Consider the following 19,088-nt stretch of genomic DNA (forward strand, 5'->3'; position numbering starts at 1 on the left):
GCGTGATTGCCGCCGAAAATTTGAACAGAGCCCGCTGAGGCTGTTGGCAGACCGATACGAGAGGGATACACCATGAGTACGATGGAGCGGATTCTTCGCCTGATGAGCGAGAAAAAAGCGTCAGACGTTTACCTGTCTGCCAACGCCCCGGCGCTGATCAAAATCAACGGCGAGTGCATCCCGATCAACAACCAGATCCTTCCGCCGGATGCACCGCGCAACCTACTGTCTGAGATCGTTCCCGCAGAACGCATCGAAGAGCTGGAAGAAACGGGTGAGTTGAACATGGGCGTGCCGCTCAATGGTGTGGGGCGCTTTCGCGTCAGTGCCATGCGCCAACGCGGCAGCTACGCAGTGGTGATTCGCTTCATCTCACAGCAAATTCCAGAGTTTGAATCCCTGAATCTGCCATCGGTGCTGACCGAGCTGATCATGGAAAAGCGCGGCTTGATTCTGGTGGTGGGCGCCACGGGCTCAGGCAAGAGCACGACCCTGGCGTCGATGATCGACACGCGCAACGCCGCCATGTCAGGGCACATCCTCACCATCGAAGACCCTGTGGAATACCAGTTCCGCAACAAGAAATCGATCGTGAACCAGCGCGAAATCGGCAGCGACACCCAGTCACTGCAAACCGCACTCAAAAACGCGCTGCGCCAGGCCCCCGATGTGATCTTGATCGGTGAAATCCGCGACCGCGAAACCATGTCCTCGGCCATTGCCTATGCGCAATCCGGTCACCTGTGCCTGGCCACCCTTCACGGCAATAACAGCTACCAGGCCCTCAACCGCATTTTGAGCTTCTACCCCGTGGAAGTGCGTCCCACCATGCTGGGCGACCTGGCCTCAGCACTCAAAGGCGTCATCTCGCAGCGCCTGGTGCGCACTACCGACGGCGGCCGCGTGCCAGCGGTGGAGGTGATGCTGAACACCAAGCTGGTGTCTGATCTGGTGGAAAAAGGCGACTTTTCTGGCGTCAAAGAGGCCATGGAAAAATCCATGGCTGAAGGCTCGCAGACCTTTGAAGAAGCGCTGGCCCATCTGATCATGGAAAAGAAGATCGACCGCAAGGAAGGCATGGCCTACGCGGATTCGCCAACCAACCTGATGTGGCGCCTGCAAAACGACTTTGCCCTGGCCGCCAACGCAGCCAAGGCGCAAAAAGAAGCCCGCGACACCCCCGATGACCAGCCCTCTTTCACCGAGATCGTGCTGGACGTCAAAGGCAGCTGAGCCTCAACGGCACAGCGCCCCTCGAAACCTTGTGATTGCCAATGACCCGTACCCTGCAACTGGCTGAACAGCTGATCTCCCTGCCCTCCGTCACACCTTTGGACGAGGGCTGCCTTGAACTGTTGGCAGCGCGCTTGCAGCCCCTGGGTTTTGTGTGTGAACGGCTGGACAGTGGCCCCGCAGACTTCCGGGTCAGCAACTTGTGGGCAAAACGGCCTGCAGCGCCCGCTGCAAAAGCACAAGCAGCTATCAAAACCATAGTATTCGCAGGCCATACCGATGTGGTTCCCACGGGTCCCTTGGCCCAGTGGAGCAGTGACCCGTTCACGCCTACACACAAAGACGGCAAGTTGTATGGCCGAGGCGCCAGCGACATGAAAACCTCGATCGCCGCCTTTGTGGTGGCGGTCGAAGAATTCCTGGCAGCTTCGCCGGATGCCCCGCTGCACATGGCTTTCTTGCTGACCAGCGACGAGGAAGGCCCATCCGTCGACGGCACCAAGGTTGTGGTGGAGCAGCTCAAGGCGCGGGGCGAAGTGCTGGACTATTGCATCGTGGGCGAGCCCACTTCGGTCGAGCACACGGGCGACATGATCAAGAATGGCCGCCGTGGCACGCTCAGCGGCAAGCTCACCGTGCGCGGCATCCAGGGCCACATCGCCTACCCCCAACTGGCGCGCAACCCCATTCACCAAGCCATGCCCGCCTTGGCCGAACTGGCCGCTACCACGTGGGACCAAGGCAACGCCTTTTTTCCGCCCACCAGCTGGCAGGTCAGCAATATCCATGGCGGCACCGGTGCGACCAACATCATCCCGGGTGATGTGGTGGTGGATTTCAACTTCCGCTTTTCCACTGAATCCACGGCCGACGGCCTGCAACAGCGCGTGCACGCCGTGCTGGACCGCCATGGCCTCGAATACGACCTGCGCTGGACGCTAGGTGGTCAGCCCTTCCTCACCACACCGGGCGAATTGGTCACCGCCGTGCAGCAAGCCATCGTGGGCGAGACAGGCCTGACCACCGAGCTGTCCACCACCGGCGGCACCAGCGATGGCCGCTTCATTGCCCAAATCTGCCCCCAAGTGATTGAACTCGGCCCGCCCAACGCCACCATCCACAAAATCGATGAGCATGTGGTGGTGGCCGACATTGAGCCACTCAAAAACATCTACCGCCGCACGCTGGAAAACCTGCGCACCCAAGCCCTGGACCGCGCGGCGGTAGCAGCATGAGCGCCCCCACCACACTGGCGGCACTCGTCGCACAGGCCGCCCAGCAACTGCAATCTGCCGGCCTGGCGTTTGGCCACGGCACCACCAATGCGCAAGATGAGGCCGCTTGGCTGGTGCTGTGGCGCCTGGGCTTGGCCCTGGACACCGACTTGTCAGAGGCACCGGACTCCGAAGCGCAGCGCCTGGTGTCGGCCGACGAGCAGGCCGCAGTGGCCGCATTGCTGGAGCAGCGCATTCATACCCGCAAACCTGCCGCATACCTGACCCAGGAGGCTTGGCTGCAAGGCGTACCGTTCTATGTGGACGAGCGCTCCATCGTGCCGCGCAGCTTCATTGCCGAGTTGCTGGCCGACGGCAGCATTGACGATTTTTTGGGTGAACACACGCACCGAGTCCTGGACCTGTGCACCGGCAACGGCAGCTTGGCTGTGTTGGCGGCCATGGCTTACCCAGACATTGAAGTCACCGGCGCTGACATTTCGCCCGATGCGCTGGCTGTCGCGCGCATCAACGTAGACAAGCATGACCTGGAGTCGCGCATTACGCTGCAGTTGTCAGATGGCTTGTCCGCGCTACCCGGTCCTTGGGATTTGATTCTCTGCAACCCGCCTTACGTCAACGCCCAAAGCATGTCTAGCCTGCCTGCTGAATACCGGGCCGAGCCTGAGCTGGCGCTGGCGGGTGGCACTGACGGCATGGACTTCATCCGCCAACTGCTGCAAGACGCCCCATCGCGCATGGGTGAGCATGCCGTGCTTGTGCTGGAGATCGGCAACGAGCGCGAATTCTTTGAAGCAGCCTTCCCCACATTGCCTGTGTTTTGGCTGAATACCAGCGCGGGTGAAGACCAGGTTTTGCTGGTGACTCGGCAGGCCTTAACCGCCCAATCCCGGCTCACGGCACAATAGAGGGTTACGGGCCACCCAATTTTGCGTCGGTTGCCCCTTTACGGCAGCCTATAGCCCCAGCTTCTTAACGCCACCCGCCCCGTGCGGGTGCGCTTTTTTCTGAACTCCGGATGATCACCCTCAAGAACGTTACCTTGCGACGCGGCGCCAAAGTCGTGCTCGACAGCGTTTCCGCCACCATCAACCCTGGCGAAAACGTGGGCCTCGTAGGCCGCAATGGTGCAGGCAAGTCGAGCCTGTTTGCCTTGCTCAGCGGCAAACTCCATGAAGACGGCGGAGATTTCCACATCCCCAGCAGCTGGCGCATGGCCGAGGTGGCGCAGAACATGCCCGAGACCGACCAATCGGCCACCGACTTTGTGCTGGAGGGCGATACCCGCCTGGCCGAAGTCCAGCAACAGTTGCTCGACGCGGAAGCCAGCGACGACGGCATGGCCATCGCCCATGCCTATTCAGACCTGCACGACGCCGGCGCCCACGATGCCGTAGCACGTGCACAGGCATTGATTTTGGGCCTGGGCTTTCGCGTCAGCGAACTGGACCACCCCGTCAACAGCTTTTCGGGCGGCTGGCGCATGCGCCTGCAACTGGCCCGCGCACTGATGTGCCCCAGCGATTTATTGCTACTGGACGAGCCCACCAACCACTTGGACTTGGACGCCCTCGTCTGGCTTGAAGCCTGGCTCAAGCGCTATGCAGGCACCATGATCGTGATCAGCCATGACCGCGAATTTCTCGATGCCATCACCAACGTCACCCTGCAAATCCAGCAGGGCGAGTTGAACCGCTACGGCGGCAACTACAGCAAATTTGAAGAGTTGCGTGCCCAGCAGCTCGAATTGCAGCAAGCCAGCTTCGCCAAGCAGCAAGAGAAGATGGCCCACTTGCAGAAGTTCATCGACCGCTTCAAGGCCAAGGCCAGCAAGGCCAAGCAGGCGCAAAGCCGCGTCAAACAACTCGAACGCATGGAGAAGATTGGACCGGTGCTGGCCGAAGCCGACTTCACCTTTGAGTTCAAGGAACCGGCCAACCTGCCCAACCCGATGCTGGCCATCAGCGATGCATCGTTCGGCTATGTGGACGACGAAGGCACGCCCACCACCATCCTCACGGGTGTGAACCGCTCGGTGCTGGCCGGTCAGCGCATTGGTATTTTGGGCGCCAACGGCCAGGGCAAGTCCACTCTGGTCAAAACCATCGCCCGCACCATGAAAGCCCTGGGCGGCAGCGTGACCGAAGGCAAGGGCCTGAACATCGGCTACTTTGCCCAGCAGGAACTTGACGTGCTGCGCCCCAGCGAAAACCCGCTGGAGCACATGATCCGTCTGGCCAAGGAACTGGGGGCCGACGCCAAGCAACCCAGCCGCGAGCAAGATCTGCGCAGCTACCTGGGCACCTTCAACTTCACGGGCGACATGGTCAAGCAGGCCGTGGGCACTATGAGCGGGGGCGAAAAAGCCCGCTTGGTATTGGCCATGATCGTCTGGCAGCGTCCCAACCTGCTGCTGCTGGACGAACCTACCAACCACCTGGACTTGGCCACCCGCGAAGCCCTCGCCATGGCCCTCAACGACTTTGACGGCACCGTCATGCTGGTCAGCCATGACCGCTCGCTGCTGCGCTCGGTCTGCGAAGACTTCTGGATGGTGGGCCGTGGCGTCGTGGGGCCCTTCGATGGTGATCTGGACGACTACCAGCGTTACCTGCTGGAAGAATCCAAGCGCCTGCGCGAGCAGGCCCGACTGGATGAAGTGGCTTCACGTTCCGTGGGGACCACAACACCATCGACCCCAGCGCCTGCGCTTGAAAAGACCGCCGAAGTGGCCAAGCCCCCCGCAGCCCCACCACCGGCGACAACCCCTGCAGTGCGCGACAGCAAAGAGCAGCGCCGCCTGGATGCCCAAACCCGCCAGCAACTCGCAGACAAGGCCCGCCCCCTCAAGAAAGAGCTGGAGCAAATCGACAAACGGCTGGCGGCACTGTCTGCCGAACGCGCAGACCTGGAAGAACGTCTGACACAACCGCTGCCCCCTGCAGAGATTGCAGACTGCGGCAAACGGCTCAAACAAGGAAACGATGAAACTCAGGCGCTGGAGGAACGGTGGCTGGAAGTTTCAGGGGCCCTGGAAGAAATGGGCGCCACAAGCACACTGTAATGTGCAATAAAGTGTATATTTTTTGCAATCATATTGGGCGCTATCGCTTACATATCGGGTGTAGGTGGCTACATTTTTTATAGCAAACCCACCCATCGCAAAATCGTTGCATTTTTTTGCAGAATGGCGTCAACCTGTACTGCGGCGAGCGCGTTGTTGGTCTATCACAGGAGTTTTCCAGTATGAACCGCACCGCAATCTTGACCGCTTGGCCCGACGACGAACGCGATCGCAAACGCGCCCCAGCGCGCTGCTGAAGCGTTATGCGGCCCCTCACAGGACCGCTTTGCGCCTGAACCTCCCCCTTCATTCCTTAAACCCCGCTCTGCGGGGTTTTTTATGCCTTTCACCCCAGCTGCTTTAAAAAATATTGCAGCAGCCTGTCAACCCAAGGTAAACGGTGTGCGTTGTAGGTCTATCTCAGGAGTTTTTCTCGTATGAACATCACTGCAATCTTGACCGCTTGGCCCGACGACGAACGCGATCGCAAGCGTGCCCCAGCCCGCTGCTGAAGCAGGATACCGTTCCCAAGAACGGATGCGATTTAAGATCACATCCTCCTGAAACCCCGCTTTGCGGGGTTTTTTCATGGGCTGGTGCCATGTTTTTTCTCGATTGACCTGTCAACCGTCTGTTTCTGAGCCGCGTTAAAGATCCATCTAAGGAGCTTTTCAGCATGACAACCACCGCAATTTTGAACGCCTGGCCTGACGATGAGCGCGATCGCAAGCGCGCTCCAGCCCACGCTTGACAACGAAAGCGCATCAATCCACATACGGTGTCATCTAAGCGCCCAATAAAAAACCCCGCTGAGCGGGGTTTTTTATTGGGCGCTTTGCCCTGTAGCTTGGGCGATGGCTGTGGGATTCACTCAAAGAGCAGATCCATACAGCACGCCCACCGGCATCGGCTTTAGCCCATGTGCAAACCGCCATTTACGGAGAAGTCGGCCCCCGTGGCGTAGCCCCCCTCTTCCGAGGCCAGCCAGGCAATGATGGACGCGATTTCGCTGGGCTCACCCAGGCGCTTGACGGGCACGGTGGCCACAATTTTTTCCAGAACGTCCGGGCGAATGGCCTTGACCATGTCGGTGCCGATGTAGCCAGGGCTTACAGTGTTCACCGTTACGCCCTTGGTGGCCAACTCTTGCGCCAAGGCCATGGAGAAGCCATGCATGCCCGCTTTGGCTGCGGAGTAGTTGGTCTGGCCTGCTTGGCCCTTCTCGCCATTCACGCTGCTGATGTTGATGATGCGGCCCCAGCCCTTTTCCACCATGTCGGCAACCACTTGCTTGGTCACGTTGAACATGCTGTTGAGGTTGGTTTCGATCACCGCATCCCAGTCTTCGCGGGACATTTTTAAGAACATGCGGTCACGGGTGATACCGGCGTTGTTCACCAATACATCGATGGTGCCGTGCTCGGCCTTGGACTTGGAAAAGGCCTCCACGGTGGAATCCCAATCGCCCACATTGCCAACCGATGCGTAGAACGAGTACCCCAGCGCCTTTTGTTCTGCCAGCCATTTGCCATGGTCGCGTGTAGGGCCACAGCCAGCGATGACCTTGAAGCCATCTTTGTGCAAACGCTGGCAGATGGCGGTACCAATGCCGCCCATGCCACCGGTTACATACGCTACTTTTTGGCTCATGCGATTTCTCCTTGTGTTAGTAATCTGCCTCGCACCACTCTACCCAAGATTTATGTGCTCCCAGTGCAGGTAAACACTGGGGCATGTGGTCTTTTTGAAAAAAAGTACGGAAACAGCTGAGCCGTCGCATGGCTACAACGGGCATGAAAAAGGCCGCGCACCTTGCGTGGTGCGCGGCCTTGACACGATCAAGTCAGCCGAAGAACTTAGCGTTCCAGCGCCAACGAAACCCCCATGCCACCGCCAATACACAGTGCGGCCAGGCCCTTCTTGGCGTCACGGCGCTGCATTTCATGCAGCAGCGTCACCAGGATGCGGCAGCCCGAGGCACCAATGGGGTGGCCAATGGCGATGGCGCCGCCGTTGACGTTGACCTTGGCAGGGTCAATGGCCAGTTCTTTGTTGACGGCGCAGGCTTGCGCGGCAAATGCCTCGTTCAGCTCAAACAGATCGACATCGGCCGCATTCCAGCCCGCGCGCTGCAGCGCCTTGCGCGATGCGGGCACAGGGCCCATGCCCATGGTGGCGGGGTCGAGGCCGCTGGTGCCAAAAGCGGCAATACGGGCCAGGGGTTTGAGGCCCAAGGCTGCGGCCTTTTTGGCGCTCATCACCACGACAGCAGCAGCGCCGTCGTTGATGCCCGAGGCATTGCCCGCCGTCACGCTGCCTGCCTTGTCAAAGGCGGGGCGCAGGCCGGCCAGGGCTTCAGCGTTGGACTTGCGATTGATGAACTCGTCGGCATTGAACAGAATCGGGTCGCCCTTCTTTTGCGCCAGGCTCACGCCCACGATTTCATCGGCAAATTTGCCTGCGTCTTGCGCCGCTGCTGCCTTTTGCTGGCTGGCCAGGGCCAGGGCGTCCTGCATGTCACGGGTGATGCCGTATTGCTTGGCCACGTTTTCGGCGGTGATGCCCATGTGGTACTGGTTGTAGACGTCCCACAGGCCGTCCACAATCATGGTGTCCACCATTTTCCAGTCGCCCATGCGCTGGCCGTCGCGCGAGCCGTTGAGCACGTGGGGAGACAGGCTCATGTTTTCCTGGCCACCAGCCACCACGATCTCACTGTCGCCCCAGGCAACAGCCTGGGCCGCCAGCATTACGGCCTTCAGGCCAGATCCGCAAACGGCGTTGATGGTCAGCGCCGGGGTTTCCATGGCAACGCCAGCCTTCATCATGGCTTGGCGCGCAGGGTTTTGGCCCACGCCCGCGGCCAGCACCTGGCCCATGATGACTTCACCGATCTGGTCGGACGACAGCCCCGCGCGTGCGATGGCCTCACGGATCACTACCGCGCCCAACTCGGTCGCAGGCGTCTTGGCCAAAGAACCACCAAACTTGCCCACCGCAGTGCGGGCAGCAGAAACGATAACGATGTCTTCCATGAAAGTCCTTTCTAGGTGAATAGATGTGCCCGAAGCGGCAGCCGGCCAACGCTGTTGCCACTGCGGGGCTTGTCTCGGTGAATATTCTCGCAGCCCTTGCAGTCAGGACTTTTGCTTAACGTAGCGGCCCGGAGCGGGCTCAATCGCCTTGAATTTGGCGCCCTTGCCATAGGCCTTGGGCGCCGCAATCTGCTTGCCCGCATGGGTCTTGAGCCACATCGACCAGTCGGTCCACCAGCTACCGGGGTGTTCAGTAGCGCCGCTGAGCCATTGGTCCAGCGTGGCAGGCAGCTTGCCATCAGCACGTATCCAGTGGCTGCGCTTGTTTTTGGCCGGGGGGTTGATCACGCCTGCGATGTGCCCCGATGCGCCCATGACAAACCGCTTTTTGCCTGGCAGCACCTGGGTGGACGCGTAGGCTGCGTTGATCGGCACGATGTGGTCCTCGCGCGAGCCGTAGATGTACACCGGCAGGGTGAGCTGCCCCAGGTCCATTTTTTCGCCACACACGGTGAGCTTGCCGGGCTGCACTAGGTTGTTTTCAAGGTAGAAATTACGCAGGTACCAAGCGTAAAAAGGCCCAGGCAGGTTAGTGCTGTCGCTGTTCCAGTACAGCAAGTCAAACGGTGGTGGCGTTTCGCCCTTGAGGTAGTTGCCCACCACGTAGTTCCAGACCAGGTCATTGGGGCGCAAGAAGCTGAAGGTGGACGCCAAATCCTGCCCCTTCATCAGCCCGCCCTGGCCCATTTGCATCTCTCGGAACTTCACGAAGGCTTCATCAATGAACACATCCAGGATGCCGGTGTCGGTGAAGTCGATCAGCGTGGTGAGGAAGGTGGCGCTGGCCACGGGCTCTTGCCCCCGTGCTGCCAACACGGCCAGGGCATTGCTCAGGATGGTGCCCCCCACGCAAAAGCCCAGCGCGTTGATCTGGTCGGCCCCAGTGATGCTCTGCACCACGTCGATCGCAGCCATGGCGCCGTCTTCCACATAGTCGTCCCAGGTCTTGTGGGCCAGCTCGTCCTGCGGGTTGCGCCAGCTCACCACAAAAGTACGGTGGCCTTGCTCCACCGCGTAACGGATGAGCGAGTTGTCGGGCTGCAAGTCCAGGATGTAGAACTTATTGATGCAGGGCGGCACCAGCAAAAAGGGCCGCTCGTACACCTTGGCCGTGAGCGGCTTGTATTCGAGCAGTTGGAACAGCTCGTTCTCAAACACCACCGCGCCCTCGGTGGTGGCCACATTGCGCCCCACTTCAAACAGGCTTTCGTCGGTCATCGACACATGGCCCTGGCGCAGGTCGTGCAGCAGGTTCTGCATGCCTTTGGCAATGCTCTCGCCCTTGGTCTCGATGGCTTTTTTCTGCGCCTCGGCATTGAAAGCCAGGAAGTTGCTGGGGGCCATGGCCGCCATCCACTGCTCTACGCCAAAACGGATGCGCGCCCGGGTTTTCTCGTCGCCTTCCACCGCATCGGCCAAGCCCATGAGGGTGCGCGCGTTAAGCAGGTAAGCGGCGGCTGAAAATGCCGCCACCGGGTTGCTGGCCCAGCCTTCGCCGCTGAAGCGGCGGTCTTTCACCTCAGGCGTGCCTTGCAGGCTTTGGGCCCACAGCGCCTGGGCTTCTTTCATGTACTGATCTTGCAGCGCCTGCAACTTGGCAGGGGCCAACTGCACGGAAGGCGCCTTGCCCGGCGCGCCGCCCAGGTCCAAGTGCTGGAAGGATTGCAGTGCCTTGGCCCAGCTGTCTCCAAAGATCTGTTGGAATTGCTGGGCGCTTTGGGCCCAGAGTGCTTCAGAATTCATGCTGCTTCCTCAAAGGTTAGTCAGTCGCACGGGGCTTTGAAGTCATTGTTGCCCACTGCCTGGGGCATGGCAACCCGCATTCAGCGTTTCACCCACATACACCAATGTACCTTGTCCTTATTGCCTGGCTCTATGTCACCCTGATGATGGCGGTGGCCGAGGCCAGCAGCCCCACGGGCACCCTGTTTGGCGCCATCATGACCTTTGTGCTGTATGGCCTGCTGCCCATGGGCATCGTGGGTTACATCCTGGGCACGCCATCGCGCAAGCGGGCCATCAAGGCGCGTGAGATGGCAGAGCAAGCGGCCTACGAAGAAGCCCAGGCGCGCAAGTCTGAGGACGCAGCAGCTTCAGCCGCGCCAGATGCAAGCGGCCAGCCGCCCGCTGCCGCCGAGCACCGCAGTGTCCCGCCGGTGCGAAAAGAACCGTGACGACTGCGTGACGGTGCACCAGCCTGGGCTGCTGTCGTTGCCGTAGATGGCCGTGACGCCCAGGGCCTGCAAGCGCAAACGGGCCAGCGCGGCCAAATCTGCCAGCCACTTGCCGGGCTGGGTGGGCGACGGGGCAAAACAGGTGGTGTATTGCGGCGCGTGCGCACAAAACCCCTCACGCACTTCAGCCCCCACTTCGAACGCATCGGGCCCAATGCAAGGCCCCAGCCAGGCCAGGGTGTCGGCAGCCACAGCCGCAATCCCAGCCCTATCATTTGCTACATTTTTTATAGCTAATAGCGCTTGTTGCATGAGCGCTAGCGCCGTATTTTGTTCAAAAATGGAGCGCATCGCAGATTCCAGAACCCCCACCCCGCCCTGCCCCGCCAGCCCCCGCCAACCGGCGTGGGCCGCGGCCACCACCGTGCCGCTGCGGTGGGCCAGCAGCACCGGCAGGCAATCGGCCACCATGATGGTGCAGACCACGCCCGGGTCGGTGGCTACGCAGGCATCGGCCTCGGTGCCATCGGGGGAGGATTCGCTCAGCGCGGCCACCGCCGTGCCGTGCACCTGGCTCAAGAAAACGGAGCGGGCACCTGGCGTGCGCTGGGCCAGCAGGGCCTGCAGCCGGGCGCGGTTGGCTTGCACGGCCTGCGGGTCATCGCCCACATGGCTGCCCAGGTTCATGCTGGCGTAAGGCCCCTGGCTCACTCCGCCCGTGCGCGCCGTGCACAGCGCGTGCACGCCGGGCGGCGCGGGCCAGTGGGGCACCAGCCAGTGCTCGGGCAGGGCCCATGCGGCAGGCTGCGTGGGCTCAGCGTCGGTTGCGCGCGTCACGCCGCGTTGTCCGGGCAGGCCGAGGGCTGGGCTTGCTGAAATGCGGGCAAGGCCATGCACGCATCAAATGCGGCCATGGTCAGCGGCAAGCCGTCCAGGTTCACATCAAAGCGCTTGCCGTTGAAGATTTGCGGCACCAGGCAGCAGTCGGCCAGCGTGGGCGCATCGCCCCAGCAATACACCGACGGGGCCAGGCCAGCGGCGGCGCGCTCAGTGGCCAGCAGCACCAGTTGGCGCTCAAAAGCCTCCAGCCCCTGGCGCACCCAGTGGCGGTACCAGGTGGTCTTGGCGTCTTCGTCTGCGCCCAGGGTGCCGGTCAGGTACTTGAGCACGCGGGGGTTGTTCAATGGGTGGATCTCGCACGCCACCATTTGCGCCAGGCCGCGCACGCGGGCACGCGCCAGCGGGGTGCTGGGCAGCAAGGCAGGGCTGGGGTGCAGCTCTTCCAAGTATTCCATGATGGCCATGGACTGGGGCAGCACGGCGCCCTCGTCCGTCACCAGCGCGGGCACCAGCGCATCCCCTACCAGGCTGGCGTAGGCCGGGTCGCGGTGCTCGCCGCGCAGCAAGTGCACCGGCAGGTAGTCATACGGCAGTCCCTTGATGTGCAGCGCAATGCGAACACGGAAAGAGGCCGAAGAGCGAAAGTAGTTGTAGAGCTTCATGGTGAGTGGCCCATAGACAGGCAACAAAAGACGAAAGAAGGCGCGGTGGCGTGGACCGTCGCGGGCATCCACGGGGTGGCAGGCCGATCAGGAGGCGGAGGCAGCGCCCCCCAGCGGGTTGCCGCTGAACACGAGCTTGGTCAGCAGCGCATTGAGCTGGCGTTGTTCTTCCTGCGTCAGTGGGGCCACCAGGCGCTCTTGCACCCGCTGGGCGGCGGGGCGCATTTTCAGCACGGCGGCTTCGCCCTCGGGGGTGATCCACAGGAGCTTGCGGCGGCGGTCCTGGGTGTCGGGCTCGCGCCGTACCCAGCCACGGGCCTCCAAGCGGCCAATGACCGAGCCCGAGGTGGCCGCATCAAACGCCACGCGGGCGGCCAGCGTCACCTGGTCTTCGCCGGGCTGCTCCAGCAGCGCATGCAAGATGGCGAACTGCACAGGGGTCACGTCAAAATCAGCGGCTTCTTCCATGAAAAGCGCCACCGACCGCTGGTGCGCCCGCCTGACCAAATGGCCTGGCGCGGTGTGTAAATCGAAGCTCTGGGGCATGCGCGCGAGTGTAGCGCCCCACCCTGGTGGCGATAGCCGCCCACAGCGCCCCGCAGAGCCCACCGCGCACCTCGAGCGACAGCAAGCCACCGTAGCCCGTGGCACACTGCAAAGTCCTTGCAAACGACCATGCGTTGGCCCCGTTTCCAAACCGCATTCACACAGACAACCAGGAAAGGCAGACATGAGCTACGTGTTTCAACCCGCCCCCGTCACCAGCGTGCCCGTGGTGGGCAGCGGTGCGCAGTTTCCCGTGCACCGCATTTATTGCGTGGGCCGCAATTACGAAGAGCACGCCAAAGAGATGGGCTTTACCGGCCGCGAGCCGCCCTTCTTCTTCATGAAGCCCGCCGACACCATCGTGTACGCCGCCACGGGCGACACCACCCCCTTGCCCTACCCCAGCCTAACGGCCAACCTGCACCACGAGATTGAGCTGGTGGTGGCCATTGGCAAGGGCGGCAAGAACATCGCCGCGGCCGACGCCCTGCAGCACATCTACGGCTACGCCGTGGGCCTGGACATGACCCGCCGCGACCTGCAAAACGACATGAAAAAGCAAGGCCGCCCCTGGTGCATTGGCAAAGGCTTTGACCACAGCGCCCCCATTGGTCCCATCACCCCTGCAGCGCAGGCGGGCGACGTGGGCCGGGCCGCCATCTGGCTGCAAGTCAATGGCGCAGACCGCCAGCGCAGCACCGTGGCCCAGCTGATCTGGAACATTGCCGAAACCATTGAGCACCTCTCCACCGCCTGGGAGCTGCAACCCGGCGACCTCATCTACACCGGCACCCCTGAAGGTGTGGGCGCCGTGGTCACGGGCGATGTGCTGGAAGGTGGCGTGGACGGCCTGGGCAGCATTCGCCTGAAGCTGGTGTAAGCCCGCCTGGGGCTGGCAGCGACGCTCAAGCGCCACGCCAGCCCCCATGCATGCAGCCGAACCTGCCTACACCGCGAATTCTTCACCTGTGGCACTACATATTTCATAGCTGGCAGCGCATGTTAGATCAGCGCTGCGGGCCGATTTGGTTAAAAATCCCCGCATGACCTTCCGCAGCCCCATCAAACACTGCCGCAACTGCGGCACCGCCGTGGTGTACCGCCAGCCCGACGATGGCGACACCAAGCTGCGTGCCGTGTGCCCCGCGTGCAACACCGTGCACTACGAAAACCCGCTGAACGTGGTCGGCACCGTGCCCGTGTTGGCCGACGGCCGGGTGCTGCTGTGCAAGCGCAACATCGAGCCGCGCTGGGGCAAGTGGACACTGCCCGCAGGCTTCATGGAGCTGGACGAAACCACCGCCCAAGGCGCCGCCCGCGAAACCGATGAGGAAGCCGGTGCACAGATCGAGATGGGCCCCCTCTTCAGCGTGCTGAACGTGCCCCGTGTGGGTCAGGTGCATTTCTTTTATCTGGCCCGCTTGCTCAGCGACCAGTTCAACCCCGGCTTTGAAACCATTGAAGCGCGCCTGTTCACCGAAGACGAAGTGCCGTGGGACGAGATCGCCTTCCGCACCGTCAAGGAGACGCTGCAGGCCTACTTTGCCGACCGCAAGGCGGGGGCGTTTGGGCTGCATTGCATTGATATTGAGTGAAGGCTAGCATTTATTAGCTCCTTCTTTCGGATTGGCTATAGTCTCTGGACCAGTCGGCACCGACATCAGCCATCCACGGAGGGTCTTGATATGCACGCGTCCGCAGACTTCGCCCAAAAAAAGTCCGCGTTCAGTACGGAAAGTCTTTCCTTCGTGATAACGGAAAGTTTTATTTATTTCAGGCATACCACTGCGATCTATCCCCAACTCAGAAACGAGAAGCTGTAGAGAATGAGTCATTAAACGCATACTATCCTCTTTCAGAAGTAGCCAATTCGCTTTTGAGTCCTCTCCGACCTCACGGATTTCCGAAATCACACGGATCAAGTTCCGATACCGAATATGAGCAGGAGATTCGGCACGGTAAACCTGAACCATATTATCGAGAACCAGCGCTGACTGGTCATTGGAAAGCGAAAACTGCGGAGCACTGTCGATAACCCAACCTTTTTCACTTCCCTCGGTCCCCTCAACTAGCCGGCGGTCACCAGTACCACCTAAATTAATGAGGGCTGACTGCATCAACTCCTTGGCTTGAAAGCCAGCGATATCATCCTGATAGGGTCTTAGAACCTCGTCAGCTGATGCCTGCAACCTCTGTCTCTCGCTACTTTTACTGACCTCACTCATGGCTCCATGAGTAGCAATTGCAGCGACAAAACCGGCCAAACCATACGCGGGATAAAGCATGGCGCCAGCTTGACCAGCGCCTTTATCTCGATCGACGATGCCACGGTACTCGATAGTCCCAGATGACGGTGGTCGAAGGAAAAAGCTGGTGAGATCAATCGACCGCACGTCTGCGGTCGATTCGACTGGCTGAACTGCTTGACTTGGCGAAACGACGCACAAACTCAGGAGTGCAACGATGATTGCGGTTGTCTGTTGGAAATTAAGCACAATATCCACCTAACCTCGGCACCCTATTTGGAAAAAGGCGCACTAAGCGCATCTTTACCCACCTCCAAGGCCTCAAAGTAAGCATTAGTCAGGCCCGGGAACTTTGATGGCTCGTCCCAACTTTTGTCAGTACCCTTCTGCACATCAACCGGCTGATACCACTCCAGCGCATTCGTATTCAAGTTAACAATATAGCCCACACCTTTGAAAACTGCCTTAGGGTCGCCGGTTGGAATATATGCACTGTAATTCCGCCAAATTCCCAAAGATGAAATATCAACAACCAGAAGTCTCTCAGCTTTATAACGACTTTTCAGCCCGGTGAAATCTGCCTGAGCAATGTTTGGTTCTTTAGAACTTGCGCTTGGCAGAGATTTTATATCCAGAGGTTCAGCTATCGCTACTGCATGCATACCTTTGGCCTCCAAAAGCTTCACGATGCGTTCCTTCAGCTGCGGAAGATCTTCATAGGACAAGGTCTGCACATGCTTAGTGAGAGTCTGGTGATTCATCGAAGCTGCGGCCAAACAAAGCAAGCAACTAGCTCCAGGGAACTGAGTATCCACTTTGGGCAAGCTAGTCATCGCGACTGCAATGCGACCACCAGATGTAGCCAAATCAGGGGAAACTGGTAAGGGCTGCTGTGGCGAAGTCGCACAACCAACAACAAGGGTCGACAAAAATAAAGCCAGAACGGTGAAAAAACGCCTCATTTACATTGCACTCCGATAAAATTCAGTGGATTTTTATTAAGCTATTGAATCCAACCTTGAAAAGCCAACACCAAAATTGAAATTCAAATAGCATGAAAATTATAACACAATCCATTAAGCGCACATTGCACATTAATTTTCAAAAAACATTCACATCAAAATTTTAACTTTTAGCTGCAGACGCAATTTGACGATCCGATGGACAATGAACGCGTGGACAAAGATATAAATTAAGTAACAAAACCCCATAGCCAATGCGCTCTGGCACCCCAATATTCAACCTCATACCCGGAATTAAAATACATACTAGTGCAATTTCAGCCACTGATTTTAAAATTTTGCATAAACTAGAATATCAAAAACACCATAAAACAGAATGCATTAACTATTATCTTAAAAATCACTTAGCCAATTCGTTAATTCCAATCACCCCAAAATCGTTACAAACCGAAACGCAGCGTCACTGCTCCCCAGGCCGCTCGGTCGCTGAAGGCACCACCACCCCAGGCACGGGGTTGGCCGCAGCCTCGGTCGGTGTCAACGGCACCTGGCCGCCGAACACGGCACCGCCCTGCCCACCTTGGCTGCCCATAGCGCCCGGTGGTGCGCCCGGCGTGTAGGGGTCGCCATCACGGATCACCGGTGGCAGCGAGCCAGGTGGTAAGGGTTGCTGCGGTTGCGGTACGGGGTCGGCCCCCACCTCGGGCGGTGGCGGCACATCGCGGCCAAACAAATCGCGCACCCAGCTGCGCACGCCGTTCATGGCGTCGCCCAGCACGCTTGGGGCTTCTTCGTCGATGAAGCGGTCGCGGCCGTCCAGGGTGTTGGTGCGGAAGGCCTGTTGCAAGAACTCGCCCACCATGGGCAGCGCGCTGTGGGCGCCCTGGCCCCAGTAATCGCTGCGCAGGGTGATGCGCCCATCGTTAAAGCCCACCCAGGCGCCTGCCACCACGCGGGGGTTCAGGGCGATGAACCAGCCGTCGGTGTTGTCTTGCGTGGTGCCGGTTTTGCCCGCCAGGTCAGCGCGCAGGCCCCAGCGGCTGCGCAGGGCCGCGCCCGTGCCCCGGTCGATGGTGCCGCGCATGGCGTTGCGCAGGGTTTGCGCGGCCTGCAGGGGCATGGCCTGCTCGGGCGCGGGCGGGGCAAAGATCTGCAGCACCTTGCCGTGGCGGTCTTCAATGCTGGTGATGAGGATGGGCTCGATGTAGCGGCCCGCGTTGGCGATGCTGCTGTAGGCCGTGACCATTTCGCGCAGGGTGACGGGGCTGGTGCCCAGGGCCAGCGATGGCACTTCTTCGAGCTTGCTCTCGCGCACACCCATGGCGCGGGCCAGCTCGGCCACGCGCTGGGGGCCCACCTTGTACATGACCTGGGCGGTGATGGTGTTCTTGGAGAACGCCAGGCCATCGGCCAGCGTCATGGGGGCGTTGCTGGGCGCACCGCCATCGGTGGGGCGCCACACCTGGTTGCCCCCCAGCGGTATCTCTACCGCCTCGTCCATCAGCTCGTCGGTGGGCAGCGCGCCTTGCATGAAGGCCGCGCCGTACACAAAGGGCTTGAAGGTGGAGCCGGGCTGGCGGCGGGCCGCCTGCACGTGGTCGAACGGGTCGGCCGCAAAGTCGCGGCTGCCCACCCAGGCCAGCACGTGGCCGGTGACTGGGTCCATGGCCATGAAACCCGCCTGCACGCGGGTCTTTTCCTGCTTCAGCGCGGCCATGAAGCGGCTGTCTACCAGCAGGGTTTTGAGGGCCTCGTCCGGCGGCGCGCCTTCGGCCAGCGCGTTGCGGTAGTCGTTGGTCTCGCGCACCAGCGTGTGCACCAGCTCGCTCTTGGGGTTCCAGCCGTTGCGGGCCGACCAGGCATTGTCGGCAATGCCTTGCAACTGGCGGCCTTGGCGCACCACGGCCTGGTTGGCCATGGCCTGCAGGCGCGAGTCGATGGTGGTGCGCACGATGAGCCCATCGGCATGCAGGCTGTAGCCGTTGGCATCGGCCCAGGCAATGAGCTGCTTGCGCAACTGCTGCGCAAAGTGTGGGGCCAGGCCCATGGCCTCGGTCTGGCGCTCAAAGTCGATGCGCAGGGGGCGCTTTTGCAGGGCGGCCAGCTTGTCTTGTTCGAGCTTGTCGCGCTTGACCATTTGCGCCAGCACGATGTTGCGCCGCGCCTGCGAGCGCTCGGGCTGCGTCACGGGGTTGTAATAGGCCGTGCCCTTGAGCATGCCAATCAGCGTGGCGCTCTCCAGCAGGTTGAGCTTGTCGGCCGATTTGTCGAAGTACGTGCGCGCGGCCATTTCGATGCCGTAGGCGTTGTACAGAAACGGCACGGTGTTCAGGTACGTCTCCAGGATTTCGTCCTTGGAGTAGGCCCATTCGATCTTGAAGGCAGTGATGGCCTCCTTGAGCTTGCGCGTGAGGGTGCGCGAGCGGCCGATTTCTTCCGGGAACAGGTTGCGCGCCAGCTGCTGCGTGATGGTGGAGCCGCCCTGCGGATCGCCCCGCAGCGTGTGCAGCACCGACGACGCGGTACGCCGGAAGTCCATGCCCGAGTGCTCGTAAAAGCGGTGGTCTTCGGTGGCAATCAGGGCGTTGACCACATGGGGCGAGATACGGTTCAGCGCCACCCATTCGCGGTTGGCCCAGCGGTACTCGGCCAGCACCTTGCCGTCCACCGACAAGAGCTGCGCGGGCCGCTCGGTCTTGGCCTTGGTGATGTCGGCAATCGACGGGGTGAACGGGATGAGCAGCAGCGTGTACACCGCCAGCAGCACCGGCAAGGCCAGCACCAGCAGCAGCCAGGAGCGCCAGCTGCGGGGTTGGAAGCGGCCCCAGAGGGTGCGCAGGGTTTGCAGCACCCAGCGCGCCCCGGCCAGCAGGCCCGTGCGCAGTGTGGAGAGAAAACGGAGCATGGTTCAGTTCAGCCCGGATGGGGCTGCGCGATAGAGGGAGATAGGGGATGCGCCAAGGAGCGCCCAGGCTTCGACAGGCTCAGCCCGAACGGCTGGGGGTGGTGCCGGTAGTGCCCCGGCTTCGAC

The 19,088-nt window shown here is 60.8% G+C and carries 17 protein-coding genes; 7 read left to right on the top strand and 10 right to left on the bottom strand.

The window, feature by feature from the left end:
* The first annotated feature begins 72 nt into the window (after window positions 1-72).
* The 4 genes from C8C98_RS19135 to C8C98_RS19150 all read left to right on the top strand — a co-directional run bounded on the left by C8C98_RS19135 (window position 73) and on the right by C8C98_RS19150 (window position 5,532).
* The gene (locus C8C98_RS19135) at window positions 73-1,233 is read left to right on the top strand and encodes a PilT/PilU family type 4a pilus ATPase (protein ID WP_121455563.1); all 1,161 of its coding nucleotides are present in this window, start codon (window positions 73-75) and stop codon (window positions 1,231-1,233) included.
* Window positions 1,234-1,274: 41 nt separating this feature from the next.
* Window positions 1,275-2,468, top strand: coding sequence for a succinyl-diaminopimelate desuccinylase (gene dapE / locus C8C98_RS19140; protein ID WP_121455564.1), 1,194 nt, complete (start codon window positions 1,275-1,277; stop codon window positions 2,466-2,468).
* Entirely contained in the window at window positions 2,465-3,376 is a 912-nt protein-coding gene (prmB, locus tag C8C98_RS19145; RefSeq protein ID WP_121455565.1) for a 50S ribosomal protein L3 N(5)-glutamine methyltransferase, read from the top strand. Before dapE ends, prmB begins: the two co-directional genes overlap by 4 nt.
* Before the next feature lie 110 nt (window positions 3,377-3,486).
* Window positions 3,487-5,532 carry an ABC-F family ATP-binding cassette domain-containing protein gene (locus tag C8C98_RS19150; protein ID WP_121455566.1) on the top strand — a complete coding sequence of 682 codons (2,046 nt, stop codon included), beginning with the start codon at window positions 3,487-3,489 and terminating at the stop codon, window positions 5,530-5,532.
* Between the two features lie 383 nt (window positions 5,533-5,915).
* Here the strand turns inward: C8C98_RS19150 and C8C98_RS21660 are convergent, their stop codons facing one another.
* From C8C98_RS21660 to C8C98_RS19165, 4 genes are all read right to left on the bottom strand, one after another.
* Window positions 5,916-6,122 (bottom strand): hypothetical protein, encoded by a 207-nt coding sequence (locus C8C98_RS21660; protein WP_147436418.1) that lies wholly within the window; start codon window positions 6,120-6,122, stop codon window positions 5,916-5,918.
* Between the two features lie 322 nt (window positions 6,123-6,444).
* The gene (gene phbB / locus C8C98_RS19155) at window positions 6,445-7,182 is read right to left on the bottom strand and encodes an acetoacetyl-CoA reductase (RefSeq protein WP_099655533.1); all 738 of its coding nucleotides are present in this window, start codon (window positions 7,180-7,182) and stop codon (window positions 6,445-6,447) included.
* Between the two features lie 206 nt (window positions 7,183-7,388).
* Window positions 7,389-8,567: an acetyl-CoA C-acetyltransferase gene (locus C8C98_RS19160; protein ID WP_121455567.1), complete on the bottom strand. Its 1,179-nt coding sequence runs from the start codon at window positions 8,565-8,567 to the stop codon at window positions 7,389-7,391.
* 102 nt (window positions 8,568-8,669) lie between these two features.
* Window positions 8,670-10,370, bottom strand: a complete 1,701-nt coding sequence (locus C8C98_RS19165; protein WP_121455568.1) for an alpha/beta hydrolase — start codon at window positions 10,368-10,370, stop codon at window positions 8,670-8,672.
* Window positions 10,371-10,474: 104 nt separating this feature from the next.
* Here C8C98_RS19165 and C8C98_RS19170 point away from each other — a divergent pair, with 104 nt between their 5' ends.
* On the top strand, window positions 10,475-10,801 hold the full coding sequence (locus tag C8C98_RS19170) for a hypothetical protein (RefSeq protein WP_121455569.1): 327 nt from the start codon (window positions 10,475-10,477) through the stop codon (window positions 10,799-10,801).
* On the opposite strand, the gene C8C98_RS19175 is transcribed toward C8C98_RS19170, so the two are convergent.
* From C8C98_RS19175 to C8C98_RS19185, 3 genes are all read right to left on the bottom strand, one after another.
* The gene (locus C8C98_RS19175) at window positions 10,721-11,638 is read right to left on the bottom strand and encodes a polyphenol oxidase family protein (RefSeq protein WP_233574609.1); all 918 of its coding nucleotides are present in this window, start codon (window positions 11,636-11,638) and stop codon (window positions 10,721-10,723) included. The genes C8C98_RS19170 and C8C98_RS19175 overlap by 81 nt on opposite strands.
* Window positions 11,635-12,303 carry a maleylacetoacetate isomerase gene (maiA, locus tag C8C98_RS19180; protein WP_121455570.1) on the bottom strand — a complete coding sequence of 223 codons (669 nt, stop codon included), beginning with the start codon at window positions 12,301-12,303 and terminating at the stop codon, window positions 11,635-11,637. The genes C8C98_RS19175 and maiA overlap by 4 nt, the downstream gene beginning before the upstream one ends.
* Before the next feature lie 87 nt (window positions 12,304-12,390).
* The gene (locus tag C8C98_RS19185; RefSeq protein ID WP_233574610.1) at window positions 12,391-12,771 is read right to left on the bottom strand and encodes a MarR family winged helix-turn-helix transcriptional regulator; all 381 of its coding nucleotides are present in this window, start codon (window positions 12,769-12,771) and stop codon (window positions 12,391-12,393) included.
* Window positions 12,772-13,033: 262 nt separating this feature from the next.
* Here C8C98_RS19185 and C8C98_RS19190 point away from each other — a divergent pair, with 262 nt between their 5' ends.
* Window positions 13,034-13,729, top strand: coding sequence for a fumarylacetoacetate hydrolase family protein (locus C8C98_RS19190; protein ID WP_121455572.1), 696 nt, complete (start codon window positions 13,034-13,036; stop codon window positions 13,727-13,729).
* A gap of 163 nt (window positions 13,730-13,892) precedes the next feature.
* Complete coding sequence (locus tag C8C98_RS19195) at window positions 13,893-14,444, top strand: NUDIX hydrolase (protein WP_121455573.1); 552 nt, start codon at window positions 13,893-13,895, stop codon at window positions 14,442-14,444.
* A gap of 3 nt (window positions 14,445-14,447) precedes the next feature.
* Here C8C98_RS19195 and C8C98_RS21665 read toward each other — a convergent pair whose 3' ends face one another.
* From C8C98_RS21665 to C8C98_RS19205, 3 genes are all read right to left on the bottom strand, one after another.
* The gene (locus tag C8C98_RS21665) at window positions 14,448-15,344 is read right to left on the bottom strand and encodes a hypothetical protein (RefSeq protein WP_147436420.1); all 897 of its coding nucleotides are present in this window, start codon (window positions 15,342-15,344) and stop codon (window positions 14,448-14,450) included.
* Between the two features lie 23 nt (window positions 15,345-15,367).
* Entirely contained in the window at window positions 15,368-16,057 is a 690-nt protein-coding gene (locus tag C8C98_RS19200; protein WP_199726619.1) for a hypothetical protein, read from the bottom strand.
* A 460-nt stretch (window positions 16,058-16,517) separates the two neighbouring features.
* Window positions 16,518-18,962 carry a penicillin-binding protein 1A gene (locus C8C98_RS19205; protein WP_121455575.1) on the bottom strand — a complete coding sequence of 815 codons (2,445 nt, stop codon included), beginning with the start codon at window positions 18,960-18,962 and terminating at the stop codon, window positions 16,518-16,520.
* Window positions 18,963-19,088 lie beyond the last annotated feature (126 nt).

Origin of the sequence: Acidovorax sp. 106 (assembly GCF_003663825.1) — a bacterium.
Taxonomy (GTDB): domain Bacteria; phylum Pseudomonadota; class Gammaproteobacteria; order Burkholderiales; family Burkholderiaceae_C; genus Acidovorax.

Bases quoted from the DNA above. Each gene is read 5' to 3' on its own strand.
- C8C98_RS19135 (WP_121455563.1), top strand. From the start codon at position 73: ATGAGTACGATGGAGCGGATTCTTCGCCTGATGAGCGAGAAAAAAGCG.
- dapE (WP_121455564.1), top strand. From the start codon at position 1,275: ATGACCCGTACCCTGCAACTGGCTGAACAGCTGATCTCCCTGCCCTCC.
- prmB (WP_121455565.1), top strand. From the start codon at position 2,465: ATGAGCGCCCCCACCACACTGGCGGCACTCGTCGCACAGGCCGCCCAG.
- C8C98_RS19150 (WP_121455566.1), top strand. From the start codon at position 3,487: ATGATCACCCTCAAGAACGTTACCTTGCGACGCGGCGCCAAAGTCGTG.
- C8C98_RS21660 (WP_147436418.1), bottom strand. From the start codon at position 6,122: ATGAAAAAACCCCGCAAAGCGGGGTTTCAGGAGGATGTGATCTTAAAT.
- phbB (WP_099655533.1), bottom strand. From the start codon at position 7,182: ATGAGCCAAAAAGTAGCGTATGTAACCGGTGGCATGGGCGGCATTGGT.
- C8C98_RS19160 (WP_121455567.1), bottom strand. From the start codon at position 8,567: ATGGAAGACATCGTTATCGTTTCTGCTGCCCGCACTGCGGTGGGCAAG.
- C8C98_RS19165 (WP_121455568.1), bottom strand. From the start codon at position 10,370: ATGAATTCTGAAGCACTCTGGGCCCAAAGCGCCCAGCAATTCCAACAG.
- C8C98_RS19170 (WP_121455569.1), top strand. From the start codon at position 10,475: ATGTACCTTGTCCTTATTGCCTGGCTCTATGTCACCCTGATGATGGCG.
- maiA (WP_121455570.1), bottom strand. From the start codon at position 12,303: ATGAAGCTCTACAACTACTTTCGCTCTTCGGCCTCTTTCCGTGTTCGC.
- C8C98_RS19185 (WP_233574610.1), bottom strand. From the start codon at position 12,771: ATGGAAGAAGCCGCTGATTTTGACGTGACCCCTGTGCAGTTCGCCATC.
- C8C98_RS19190 (WP_121455572.1), top strand. From the start codon at position 13,034: ATGAGCTACGTGTTTCAACCCGCCCCCGTCACCAGCGTGCCCGTGGTG.
- C8C98_RS19195 (WP_121455573.1), top strand. From the start codon at position 13,893: ATGACCTTCCGCAGCCCCATCAAACACTGCCGCAACTGCGGCACCGCC.
- C8C98_RS19200 (WP_199726619.1), bottom strand. From the start codon at position 16,057: ATGAGGCGTTTTTTCACCGTTCTGGCTTTATTTTTGTCGACCCTTGTT.
- C8C98_RS19205 (WP_121455575.1), bottom strand. From the start codon at position 18,962: ATGCTCCGTTTTCTCTCCACACTGCGCACGGGCCTGCTGGCCGGGGCG.